Source organism: Planctomyces sp. SH-PL14 (assembly GCF_001610835.1).
Classification (GTDB): domain Bacteria; phylum Planctomycetota; class Planctomycetia; order Planctomycetales; family Planctomycetaceae; genus Planctomyces_A.
In genome coordinates, this window is record NZ_CP011270.1 from 4868333 (window position 1) to 4880611 (window position 12279).

Annotated in this window: 11 protein-coding genes; 3 read left to right on the forward strand and 8 right to left on the reverse strand. The window is 65.8% G+C overall.

Features of this window, described 5'->3' with window-relative positions; all coding sequences use genetic code 11:
* Positions 1-63: 63 nt before the first annotated feature.
* From VT03_RS18570 to VT03_RS18580, 3 genes are all read left to right on the forward strand, one after another.
* Positions 64-966 (forward strand): hypothetical protein, encoded by a 903-nt coding sequence (locus VT03_RS18570; protein WP_156514601.1) that lies wholly within the window; start codon positions 64-66, stop codon positions 964-966.
* A 270-nt stretch (positions 967-1236) separates the two neighbouring features.
* A complete protein-coding gene (locus VT03_RS18575) occupies positions 1237-1965 on the forward strand; it encodes an MBL fold metallo-hydrolase (RefSeq protein ID WP_082846339.1) in 729 nt (242 codons plus the stop codon).
* A 241-nt stretch (positions 1966-2206) separates the two neighbouring features.
* Positions 2207-3508, forward strand: coding sequence for a Gfo/Idh/MocA family protein (locus VT03_RS18580; RefSeq protein ID WP_075094365.1), 1302 nt, complete (start codon positions 2207-2209; stop codon positions 3506-3508).
* Here the strand turns inward: VT03_RS18580 and VT03_RS33630 are convergent.
* From VT03_RS33630 to VT03_RS18615, 8 genes are all read right to left on the reverse strand, one after another.
* Positions 3444-3806, reverse strand: a complete 363-nt coding sequence (locus VT03_RS33630; protein ID WP_156514602.1) for a hypothetical protein — start codon at positions 3804-3806, stop codon at positions 3444-3446. The genes VT03_RS18580 and VT03_RS33630 overlap by 65 nt on opposite strands.
* Positions 3807-3882: 76 nt before the next feature.
* On the reverse strand, positions 3883-4671 hold the full coding sequence (locus VT03_RS18585; RefSeq protein ID WP_075094366.1) for a DUF6985 domain-containing protein: 789 nt from the start codon (positions 4669-4671) through the stop codon (positions 3883-3885).
* A gap of 489 nt (positions 4672-5160) precedes the next feature.
* Positions 5161-6573, reverse strand: a complete 1413-nt coding sequence (locus VT03_RS18590; RefSeq protein WP_075094367.1) for a DUF1501 domain-containing protein — start codon at positions 6571-6573, stop codon at positions 5161-5163.
* Between the two features lie 60 nt (positions 6574-6633).
* Positions 6634-7893, reverse strand: coding sequence for a PQQ-binding-like beta-propeller repeat protein (locus VT03_RS18595; protein ID WP_075094368.1), 1260 nt, complete (start codon positions 7891-7893; stop codon positions 6634-6636).
* Positions 7894-8282: 389 nt separating this feature from the next.
* On the reverse strand, positions 8283-9242 hold the full coding sequence (locus VT03_RS18600; protein ID WP_075094369.1) for an epimerase: 960 nt from the start codon (positions 9240-9242) through the stop codon (positions 8283-8285).
* A 93-nt stretch (positions 9243-9335) separates the two neighbouring features.
* A complete protein-coding gene (locus VT03_RS18605) occupies positions 9336-9755 on the reverse strand; it encodes a hypothetical protein (RefSeq protein WP_075094370.1) in 420 nt (139 codons plus the stop codon).
* Positions 9756-9842: 87 nt separating this feature from the next.
* Positions 9843-10568 (reverse strand): RraA family protein, encoded by a 726-nt coding sequence (locus VT03_RS18610; RefSeq protein ID WP_075094371.1) that lies wholly within the window; start codon positions 10566-10568, stop codon positions 9843-9845.
* 200 nt (positions 10569-10768) lie between these two features.
* A complete protein-coding gene (locus tag VT03_RS18615; protein WP_075094372.1) occupies positions 10769-11860 on the reverse strand; it encodes a sugar kinase in 1092 nt (363 codons plus the stop codon).
* Positions 11861-12279: the final 419 nt, after the last annotated feature.

Consider the following 12279-nt stretch of genomic DNA (forward strand, 5'->3'; position numbering starts at 1 on the left):
TCTCAAAATCGACGGGACCGGTTCCAATTCCCGCCGGTCCCTCCCGTCGGCCCCTGACGTCTCATGGTCCCCCCCCGCAGCTCCGCGCCGAATGCGCCTTATCGCGATCCGCCCATTCGAGGGCTGGGGGTCGTGCAGGCGACGCTCCGGATCTTCGTGGCGCTCGAGTGCTGGGGAGCGGCGGCCAGTCGGCTCGTCTCCGGCGAGGTCTCGGACCTCTGTCGCTACCTTGTCCGGGACCATGCGATCCCCGCCGCGATCGCCGGCGGCCTCGACAACAGTCTGGCCTGGTGCCTGATCCTGGCGGGCTTCGTGACGCTCGTCCGCCCGGCCTGGCCGCTCCTGATGGTCGTCGCGCTCGTCATGGTCCTTCAGCCGATCGCTCTCCTGCTGCTGGGGAACACCTTCGCCTCGCGGCTGGCGGCGGTCCGCGATGTCGTTCAGGTCGCCGCGCCGCTCTCGCTCCTCTTCGTCGACTTCTGGCCCCCGGCCCCGCCGTTCGTGTATTCCCGGTTCCAGGCCGCGATGGGGGTGCTGCGGTTTGGCGCCGCGGCGACGTTCGTCGGTTGGGGGCTGCAGCTCCTGTGGTCCGCCGTCCAGCACACCGGGCCTTACGCCCAGTCCCTCGCTTCGGGGCTCGCGCGGCTGGGGCTCGGGACGCTTTCGCCGGAGCAGAAGCTGTTCGCCCTCGGGGTCCTGGGGGCGGTGTACTTCGGTCTCGGGATGGGACTGGCGCTCGGCCGTTCGCGCGCGTACGCCTTCTTCGCGGCGCTTGTCGGTCTTGGAGGCGCTGCCCTGCCGACCATTGCCGAAGGAACCCGCGGCTACCCCGACACGCTGCTGCACCTTGTCGACGGCGGGGCTCCGCTGGCGCTCCTCGTCTGCTGGACGCTCGGCTATCGAGAGACGCCGCCGCGACCCGTTTCCGGGCACGAGCCGCGGGAGATGTCGCGGCCTCATCATTGAAGTGCGAGGGGCGCTGCCCACGATGGCTCGAACCACGTCCCTGCCGGCACGGCTCTGCCACCTCAAACCCATCGTGCGCCAGCCGCCTGGGTCAAGTGGGCACCCCCTTGCCGCCGGAGGCGCTTCCATGAGGAACCGTGGAACACAACGGGCGTCCGCACCCGGTGGGCAGCACTGGTGGCCTCCGTTAACGAAATCTTGTCTAATTCCGCCTTCTGAAAGAGAACGTCTCCACGGCCGAGGAACGAGAACGCCAACGTGCGATGCGTGATGCTGGGATCAGGCGGGTTTCACCCCACGGAAACGCGGCATACCGCCGGCGTCATCGTGCCAGAGTGCGGCGTCCTCTTTGACGCGGGCACCAGCATGTTCCGCCTTGCGGGCCAGATCACCCGTCCCGAGCTGCAGATCTTCCTCTCGCACGCCCACTGGGACCACATCATCGGCCTGACGTTCCTGCTCGTCCCGATGCTCGACCGCCGCCTGACGCGGGTCCGGCTCTATGCGGGGGACGACGTCCTGCACGCCGTCCGGCACAACCTGTTCGATCCTCAGACGTTCCCGCTGATGCCCGCCTTCGAGTTCTGCCCCCTCCAGGAAGGGGCCGAGGTCAAGGTCGAAGGGGGCGTGGTCCGGCACCAGAAGCTCCCGAGCCATCCCCGCGGTTCGCGGGCCTTCCGCCTGGAGGCGGGGGGCTCCTCGCTGGCTTATGTGACCGACACCGCGACGGACGGCACCTATACCGGGTTCCTGAAGGGGACCGACTGCCTGATCCACGAGAGCAACTTTGCGGACGGGAATGAGGCCCTGGCGAAGCAGACGGGCCACAGCTGCCTGACGCCGGTGGCCCGCATCGCCAAGGAAGCGAAGGTCGGCCGTCTGCTCATCAATCACATGGACCCGTCGTACACGGATCCTGTTCCGTTTGACCTGTCTCCGGCGACGAAAATCTTTCCGAAGTCGGAGTTCGCGTACGACATGATGTCGTTCGACGTGTGAGCCGCGGGCTGCAGTTGCATACTCCACTGGTGTAGAGCTCATACCGCCGCATGCCGCGGCACGTCGACACCGATCGCGCGAGACCCGGCCCGGCTGGGCATGCTGTTCCCCCCCCCCCGTCGGATCACTCGCCGGGCAAGACGCCCGGTCAGTCGCTATGATCCACGGCTGTTGATGTGTTCCGTCGGTCTCGGCGCGGACCGCGGTCGTTCCTCAGTCTGGATCTCAAGGTTTCCTTCGCATGAGTCATCGTGTTGCTCGTCGCCAGTTCCTCAAAACGTCCCTCGCGGCTGGTGTCGCCGGCCTGCCGCTCTTCCGCGGCTCGCGCGTTCTCGGTGCGAACGAGCGGCTGAGCGTCGCGGTGATCGGAGTCGGCGGACGGGGGGCGGCGAACGTCGCCGCCGTGGCGGGGGAGAACATCGTCGCCCTCTGCGATGTCGACGCGACCCGCCTCGACAAGGCCGCCTCGCAGCACAGCGGCGCCAAGAAATACTTTGACTACCGCGAACTGCTCGAACAGCAGAAGGGCCTCGACGCGGTCGTTATCGCCACTCCCGACCACCACCACGCCCCCGCCACCGTCCGGGCTCTCCGCCAGGGGCTCCACGTCTACTGCGAAAAGCCGCTGACCCACACGATCGAGGAAGCCCGCCTCATCACGAAGCTGGCGGCCGAGAAGAAGCTCGCGACCCAGATGGGAACGCAGAACCACGAGCATCCCGGCTACCTGCGGACCATCGAGTGGATCCGCGCCGGCCTGATCGGCGACGTCACGGAAGTCCATGTCATCACGGACCGCCCCGGCAAGTTCTGGCAGCAGGGGATGGAGAAGCCGACCGGTTCGGAGATGATCCCGGCGGACCTCAAGTGGAACCTGTGGCTTGGCCCGGCGGCGGAGCGGGACTATCACGCCGCCTATGTCCCGTTCAAATGGCGGGGCTGGTGGGACTTCGGCTGCGGCGCGGTGGGCGACATGGCGATCCACCTCATGGACGTCTCGTTCTGGGGCCTGGAGCTCAACAACCGCGGCCCGGTCAAGGTGGCGTCCGAAGGCCCCGCGCCGAATCCCGACAGCGCTCCGAAGTGGATGCACACCACATTCGAGTTCGGCCGCCGCGACCAGCTCCCGCCGGTGACGGTCCACTGGTACGAAGGAGAGACAAAGCCCAAGGCCGAGATCGCCGCCGAACTCCCGATGAACGGGTCGCTGTTCATCGGCAGCAAGGGCCGCATCGCCGTCGAGCACGGCCAGATGCCCAAGCTCCTGCCGACGGACAAGTTCGCCGACGCGAAACTTCCCGAGCCGAGCCTCCCCGCTTCGCCCGGCCACCACGCCCAGTGGATCGAAGCCTGCAAGACCGGCAGCCGGACGGGAAGCTCGTTCGCCTACGCCGGGCCGTTCACTGAGATCGTTCTTCTCGGCAACGTCGCCTACCGCGCCGGCGTCCCGATCGAGTTCGATCCGGCCCAGGGGAAGGTCACGAACCATCCGGCCGCGAACGCCTTGCTGAGCAAGAGCTATCGCAAAGGGTGGGAGCTGTGACATCGGTCGGCGCAGGGGGAACGGTCAGCTCACGCGAGCGGTGTTTCCAGGCGAGAGCGAGCGAACCGAACAGGCCCGGGTAGAACGACAGCGCCAGGGCCCAGTTGAATCCGACCTCGAACGCCGTCGGCATCGGACCGTTGGCCGGAAGACCAAGCAGCGAGTCTGAGAGCCCGCAGGCTTTGTGGATCGTCAGCAGCGCGATGAACGGAAGAATCGGCAGAACGAAGCTCCACCGCGAATCCAGCAGGTCCGCGGTGGAGCGATCGCGAAGCGGGTGCGGGATGCGCTGAGCCAAGTTTGAGCCTCTGGGAGCCTGGAGCGCGGAGGGGAGTTGACCGACACGGCTCGCTCCCCCCGCCGCCGCGCGTTGCCTATTCGTCTTCGTCGTCCTCTTCATCTTCGAAGTCGTCGTCGTCGAAGTCTTCGTCCTCGTCGTCATCGTCTTCGAAGGCGCTGGCGCAGGCGGCCACTTTTCCGCGGGCCTGCCGCTCCGGCTCCGTCATGAGCTTGCGGTTCCAGACGCCGCCGTTGTCCTCGAAGTCCATGTCCTCCCCGTCGGTCCCGAGACCGACGACCTGATCCTTCAGGAGAGTCATCGACAGACCGTGCTCCTCATCCCAGGCGACCTGCCAGGTGATCGAGACGAGCGACGTTCCCTCGCAGGCGTGCTTCATGAAGGTAACGCCGTCGACGGTGGCCAGCTTCGCCAGTTCGGCGACGGACTTCACCGCGGGGCAGTCGCTCTCGTCGAACCAGTCCTCGTCCTCGGCCCGCGCTGCGCGGTAGTACCGGAGGAGGGCGTCGCCGATGTTCCGGCTGATGGCGGCCTCGTTCGCCCGGAAGAACTCGAATGCGGCGACCTGCTCGGAGGACGGGCTGCCCGTGGGGGTTCCGCTGAACTGAACTTCGAAGACGCCGCGGGCGCGGAGAGCGTCGAAGATGTCGAAGTCGCGGCAGCGTTCGATCAGTTCCTTGCCGGGCTTGGGCCAGCTCTCGACGAGCTTGCGGTCCGGCGGGTCGAGACCTTTCAGGGTCTCCTTGGCCTCCTCGGGAATGAAGGCGGCCAGTCCGGGGATCTCCCGGAAGCACATGAGCGAGTCCCCCCACTGATCGGGTGCGAGGTCTCCGATGACGGGATGTGTCTGTGCCTTGAGCTTCATGAGCGAGCGTCCCTTGTGCGTTCGAAGGCCAGGAGTCGCGAACCGGCTCCGAGATCCGCCGTATTGTCCCGCGACCCGTTCTACCCGAAAGGCGTCTGGAGTCTGCCGGCTGGAGAGTTTGCCGGTCAAGCCAGCCCCTCGCCCTTGCCGACATGGCTCTGCTACGTCAAACCCAACGTGCGACGGCAGGCTGGGGTCAAGGGGGCCACGCCCCCTTGCCGCCGGAGGCATTTTCGTCGCGGAACCGTGGGACACGACGGAAGTCCCCTTTGTGCTACCGGCGCTGAGGACTCGACACTCGCTTTGAACTCCCCGCGGGTTGGTGAGGGGGCATACGGCACGTTGTCCGCGCTTGGACACGCCCTCCTTCAGACATCTCTCGACGGCCAGGCCTCCGGCGGGCAAGAGGGCGTTGCCCCCTTGCATCCCCCACCAGGGTGCCCCTGGACCCGGTGGGGCTGGTTGCGCTGAGCCGTCTCTCCTCAAGACTCAGACGAGAATGTCTTTCACCACATGCCCGAACACATCCGTCAGCCGCATGTCCCGCCCACCAAACCGCACGGTCAACCGCTCATGGTCGATCCCAAGCAGGTGCAGCATCGTCGCATGGAGATCATGCATCTCCAGCTTGTTCTCAATCGCGTGGTAGCCGTACTCATCGGTGGCGCCGTAAGTCATCCCCCCCTTGACCCCGCCCCCCGCCATCCAGACCGTGAACCCGAACGGATTGTGATCCCGCCCATCCGCCCCCTGAGCAAACGGCGTCCGCCCGAACTCACCCCCCCAGACCACGAGCGTCGAGTCCAGCAGCCCGCGGCTCTTCAGGTCCTTCAGCAGTGCCGCAATCGGCTGGTCGACCGAAACCGCATTCTTCTCATGCCCCTCCTTGAGGCTCGAGTGCTGGTCCCACCGGTCCCCGTTACCCCCGGGGCACGTGAGCTGAATAAACCGCACTCCCCGCTCGACCAGCCGCCGGGCCACGAGGCAGGACTGCGCAAACGCCTTCGTCCCCCCCCACGCCGCATCGAGCCCGTACATCTCCTGAGTCGCCTTCGTCTCCTGCGACAGGTTCATCAGGTCCGGGACGGCGGACTGCATCCGGAACGCCAGCTCATAGTTCTTAATCGCCGATTCGATCGCGTCCTGCGGTCCCGTCTGTGCCAGCACTTCCTGGTCGAGACGGGCGATGAGATCAAGCTTTCGGCGCTGGATCGCCTCCCCCGGCTCCAGCCGCTGGATGTTGGCGACCGGCATCGCCCCCCGCTTGAAGATCGACCCCTGGAACGCCGCCGGCAGGAACCCGCTCCCGAAGCACTCGAGCCCCCCCGGAGGGATCAACCCGCTGTTGAGGACCACAAACGCCGGGAGGTTCTGGCACTCGCTCCCCAGACCATAGGTGACCCACGCCCCCATGCTCGGCCGCCCCTGCAGGCCGTGGCCGGTGTGCAGGAAATAGTTGGCGTTCGTGTGCTCGGAGAACTCGGACGTCATGGAGCGGACAACGCACAGGTCGTCTGCGCACTCCCGCAGGTAGGGAAACAGGCCGCTGATCGGCAGCCCGCTCTCGCGGCAGTTCCGGAAGTCCCACGGGCAACCCAGCGTGTTGCCGACGTTGTCGAACTGCGTCGGCTGAATCTTCATCTTGAACGGCTGACCGTTCTCCGCCTGCAGCCGCGGCTTGGGATCGAAGGTGTCGACCTGCGACGGCCCGCCGTCCATATAGAGGAAAATGACCGACCGGGCTCGCGCGGGAAAATGAGGATCCTTCGGAGCGAGCGCATTGGCCGCCTGCGGCGCGGCCCCGAACGCGGGATCCGCCATCAGTCCCGAGAGCGCCGCCAGCCCGAACCCGCACGAGGCCCGGGACAACATCTGGCGACGGGTGACAAACTCCATTGGCATGTTGCATTCACCAGAGGGCAGGACGCGGCGCGGCACAGGGCGAGGTGAAACGGAGGACGCCTACGGAGCCGTCTTGTTCTCCACACGGTACAGCGCCGTCCGGGTCCGCAGGTACAGCGCCCCGTCGCTGGCGGCGGGAGAGGCCATGAAGCCGTCCGGCAGCTCATTCTCGGCAACGATCTCAAACTCCGTCCCCGGCTTGAAGACGGTCGTCTTCCCCTCTTCGCTGAAGTAGTAGATGTGTCCGCCGGCATAGATCGGGGCTGCGGAGTAGTTGCCTCCGATCCGCTTCATCCAGACCGTCTTGCCGGTCTTGGCATCGAGGCAGGTCGCCACCCCCTGATCGCCGATCGTGTAGACCAGATCGCCGATCAGCAGCGGCGAAGGCTTCGAGGGCATCTGCTTCTTTTCAACCCACGTGACGTGTGACGCCGTTACGTCGCCCTGACCGTCCGGCCGGACGGCGATCAGGTCCGCCTTGCCGAACCCCGAGCTGAGGTAGACGTGCCCATGTCCGAAGACCGGCCGACTGGACGTCGAAAAGCTCTCATAGAGGATCCGCCAGATCTCTTCGCCGGTGCGAGCGTCATAAGCAAATGCCCCTTTCGAGGCCGGACTGATCAGGACCGGACGTCCGGCGACGTCGACGACGATCGGCGTGGCGTACGCCTTCTTGACGTCACCATCGGTCGTTCGGAAGTCCTTGGGCCGCTCGGTCCGCCAGACCGTCTGCCCGGTCCGCTTGTCGAGGGCGATGACGTACTGGAAGTCGTGCCCGTCGTAGTGCTGGATCAGCAGATTCCCGAAGACGATGGGAGACGCTCCCGCACCGCGGAAGTGGTCGCACTCGAGATCGCGGCGGGTCCAGAGGGTCTCGGCCGTCTTCGTATCGAGACAGGCGATGCCGGAGCTTCCCCAGCTCAGGTAGACGCGTCCCTCTTCGATGAGCGGCGTCGGCGAGGCGTAGCTGTTGAACTTGTGGCAGAACTGGGGGACGGCGACTTCGAACAGCGGCAGGTCATGAAGGACCGTCCCGTTCGTCTTGTCGAGGCAGACAGCGGACAGCTTTTTGCCGTCTTCGGTCGCGTTCGTGAGCCAGATCTGGTTTCCCCAGATGACGGGGCTGGACCAGGCGCGTCCCGGGAGGGCGGTCTTCCAGGCGATGTTCTCCTTGTCGCTCCAGCGGGTCGGATAGCCGGTTCCGTCAGCGTGCCCGTTCTGATGCGGACCACGGAACTCCGGCCAGTTGGACTCGGCCTGAACGGCGAGGGGGATCGAAAAGGCAACGAGAGCCAGGGCAAGCAGACCGGACGAACGCATGCGATTCGGGCGGGTTGAAGAGGTAGGGAGGAAGGCCGGAGATGGGGCACTCCGGGCGAGGCTGTCATTCTATCGCCGTCGACTGATGCGTTGCGAGGCTGAGGGAGCGTCGGCTTAATCTGCTGTCTCGAATCACGTTCTTGCCGCCGGAGGCACTCCTGTGAGGAACCGTGGTACACAACGGATGTCCGCTTTGTGGAACCGGCGTTGAGAACTCAAAGCTCGCCCCGGGATCCCAGCGGGTTGATGAGGGGCATACGGCACGTCGTCCGCGCTTGGACACGCCCTCCTTCAGACATCTCTCGACGAGAGGGCCTCCGGCGGGCAAAGGGGCGTTGCCCCTCTGCACTCCCCACCAGGGTGCCCCTGGACCCGGTGGGATTGCGCCGTCATGGGGCGTGCGAGGCGAGGACCTCGGCGAGGGCAGCCGGCAGCGTCGGATATTTGAACTCAAACCCCTCCTCTACGAGCCGCTTCGGAACAACATACCGCCCATAGAGCGCAAGCTCCGGATCCGTCCGCAGCAGCCACCGGGCTCCCAGACGCACCATCCACGCGAACGCCGGCAGCCCGATCGGCATCCCGATCGCCCGCCGAAGTTCGCGCATGAACTCAACCTGCGGCACAGGATGCGGCGCGGAAGCGATGTAGCTCCCGGACATCGACTCCGTCGTCAGCGCCGCGACGATCAGCCGGTTCATATCGAGCTCATGAATCCAGCTCATCCCCTGCCGACCCGAACCCACCCGGCCACCCAGCCCCAGCCTCGCCACAAGGCCGAGCCGCCCCATCGCCCCGTTCCCGGCACCGCGATCCCGGCCGATGACAAGACTCGTCCGCAACACGACCTTCCGCTGCGACGGCAGGGCACTCTCATGAAACGCCGACTCCCAGGCCTGGCCCACCGTCGGCGCAAGGCCCACCCCGAACGCCGATTCTTCCGTGCAGATCGCCGTCGGTGGATCGCCATAGATATGGGCGGTGCTCATCTGCGCCCACACCGGCGGCGGCCGGTCGATCGACCGCATCGCCGCCCCAAGGACGCGAGTCGACTCCACGCGGGACCGAAGGATCTCATCCTGATGATCCGGCGTCTTGATGCAGTCGACAGACCGCCCCGCCAGATTGACGAGGCCCGCGGCGCCATCGAGCACCCGCCGCCACTCCCCAAGCGTCCGGCCGTCCCACGGTTCATGCGTCCAAGGCCCGGACACATTGGGACGGGACCGGGAGAGGAGAACGACGGGAACGCCCAGGTCATGGAGATGGGCCGCCAGAGAGATCCCCAGGAACCCCGCCCCTCCAGCAATCACCACGGGGCCGTCGAGCGAAAGCGGGTTTTCGAGCATGGGAGATGCCAATCCAGTGAGGGACACTTGTCTCAAACCGGAGGACTCTCAGCCCTTTAACCGCCGACCGTGCACGGGAAGCATCCCGGCTGGTCAAACGACCGGGACCGCGATGGCGAAGTCCAACATCGGCTGATCGCCGGGTGTCCGAATGACGTCGGCCACGAGGAAGCACGTTTCGCGGATGTCGATATAGGTGACGCTCCTCTCCGGGCGGAGCAGCTTGATCTCGAAGAACGCTTCATCGGGAAGCGCCAGCGCGAAGTAACAGTCCCGGCGGATCTGGTCCACGCGATCCCGGGTCGAGAGGGGGACTGGAATACAGAGGCGGATGTAGACCTTCCAGGTCTCGTCCATCGGCGTCAGATGGAGATCGATCCAGCCGATCTCCCTGGCCGCATCCTCCGGCCGGGAGAGGGTGAAGCTCAGACTGTTATCGGTGCTGAACGCGCACGTCCCGGTCAGATCGGCCAGCGCGATCCGCTCGCCCCCCTTGAACAGCATTTCGGCCATCGGACGACCTCCTGAGCCGCAGCGTCAGAAGCGGTCCCCGGGACGAAATCCCCGAGGACCCGAGTTCCGAAACGAGCCGCGGCGCGGCTACTTATCCCGCCGGACGCGCTCGATCACGCCGTCAAGGTGTGCCTGGCAGGCTTTGCGGGCTTCGGCCAGCCCCTTGGCGTTCGGGCTGCCGCTCTTGCAGTAGTCGAGGACGTACTGTTCGGCCTTCATGATCTCGCGGCAGGCGTCCGGGATCTCGCTGGCGATCTCGATCGGAACCGTCGTCACGCCGTTGAGGTCGCCGTGGAGCAGCGCCCCCGGCTCGATCCAGATCCCGCCGACCGTGACCGGAATGTTCGTCTGCAGCATGTGGCAGTAGCCGTGGGCGCAGATCGTACCGCTGGTGAAGGCGGGGAACTTGAGGGCCTCGACCTGATCAAGATCGCGGCCGGTCCCCGAGGTGATGATTCCCTGGGCGCCGAACGACTTGTAGATCGTGCACATGACTTCGCCGAACGTCGCCGAGACGCACGGCTGGTCGAGGTCCTGAAAGACCATGACCGGCGGGCCGGGGATCTTGTCGTAGCCGGCGACCTGATCGGCGAGGCCGGTGTAGGCGTCCCCCTTGGGCGGGGAGGCCATGCTGCGGAACGTCGTCGTAAAGGCAAACCCGACCATCGGCGGGAACTTGGGGAAGCAGGCCTTGATCGTGTCGTTCATGAACCCCGTGTTGCGGGGGCGAACGAAGAACAGCTCGATCGCATTGCAGATCGTCGGCGTATCGAATTTGGCCAGGTCAGCGAGCGTGGCAGCGGAGAGCGACATGGTGTGTTCCGGCAAAGAATGCGAAAGACGTTCAGGGAATGGTACTGTGGGCCTCGGGGCGTGTCTTCGAGGTGGGGATCAGGAGTTAAACACCAAGGCACCAAGGTGGCACCAAGGACACAAAGAAGGAGAAGGAAAGGACCAGCATCTTCTTGGTGTCCTTTGTGCCTTCTTTGTGTCTTCGTGTTTAACTCTTCCACTCAGCGTTGAACCCGGCCGCTGCCGGAGCCGTTCATGAGGGCTTCGATCTCGGCGCGGCTGACGTCGTTGAAGTCTCCCCAGACCGTGTGCTTGAGGCAGCTCGCCGCGACGGCGTACCGCAGGGCGGCTTCGGGCTTCGACAGCTCCGGGGTCCGGAGGGCGAAGATCAGGGCCCCGGCGAATGAGTCCCCCGCGCCGACGCGGTCGACGATGTTCCGCATCTCGTAGGGCTCGTACGCCCCGTCGTCGTTCAGCGGCGCGAAGTGGGCGGTGTCGGTGGCGACGTCGAGGAGCATCGCTCCCCAGTTGTTGTGGTCGGCCGAGTAGCTCTCACGGAGCGTGATCGCGACCTTCTTGACGTTCGGGTACTGCGAGACGATCTGCCGGGCGACCGACTCGTAGCCTTCGAGGTTGATCTGGCCGTGTTCGACGCTCGTCCCTTCGGAATGGATGCCGAGGGTCAGTTCCGCGTCCTCTTCGTTGGCGATCACGACGTCGAGCGAGGCGACGAGCTGCTGCATCGTCTCGCGGGCGAGGTCGGCGGGCTTGGTGCCGCTCTTCCACTTCCAGAGCTTCTTGCGGAAGTTGAGGTCGCACGACGTCGTGAGGCCGCGCTTCTTGGCTTCCTGGACGGCGGCGAGGGCGGAGGCGGCGGCGGGGGCGCTGAGGGCGGGGGTGATGCCGGTGATGTGGAACCAGTCGGCGCCGGCGAAAGCCGTGTTCCAGTCGTACTTGTCGGGACCGCGGAGGGCGATGCAGGCCTGGTCGCGGTCGTAGGTGACGGTGCCGCCGCGCTGGTTGGCGCCGGTCTCGACGAAGTAGATCCCGAAGCGGCCGGTTTTGTCGCGTTGGATGAGGTCGGCGTCGACGTTCCAGCGGCGGAGTTCGGCGACGAGGGAGTCGGTGACAACGTTGTCCGGGACGGCGGTGAGGAAGGCGGACTGGCCTCCCTGGCGGGCGATGGAGACGGCGACGTTGAGTTCGCCGCCGCCGAAGGTGGCCTGGAGTTCGCCGGGGATGACCTGGGAGAGCCGGTATTTGCCGGCCGGGGCCAGCCGGAGCATTACTTCGCCGAAGGTCACCACGCGCATCGCAGACTCCAGATGAGAATTGGGATTGGCAATTCAGCAGGTCGGGTGAGTCTGGTCAACCCAGGGCATTGCAGGCGTGCGGGCTATCGAGGACTGATAGAACCATTGGTCTCACCGGGGTCCAGGGGCACCCTGGTGGGGAGTGCAGAGGGGCAACGCCCCTTTGCCCGCCGGAGGCTGACCGTCGAGAGATGTCTGAAGGAGAGCGTGTCCAAGCGCGGGCAACGTGCCGTATGCTCCCCTCACCAACCCGCGGGGATTGCAAAGCGAGCGGTGTATTTTGGTGGAGTCCTCAACGCGGGTCCCACAAAGGGGACATCCGTTGTGTACCACGGTTCCTCACAGGAGTGCCTCCGGCGGCAAGGGGTCGCCCCCTTGACCCCGGTTGCCGTGGCACGTTGGGTTTGACGTAGCGACGT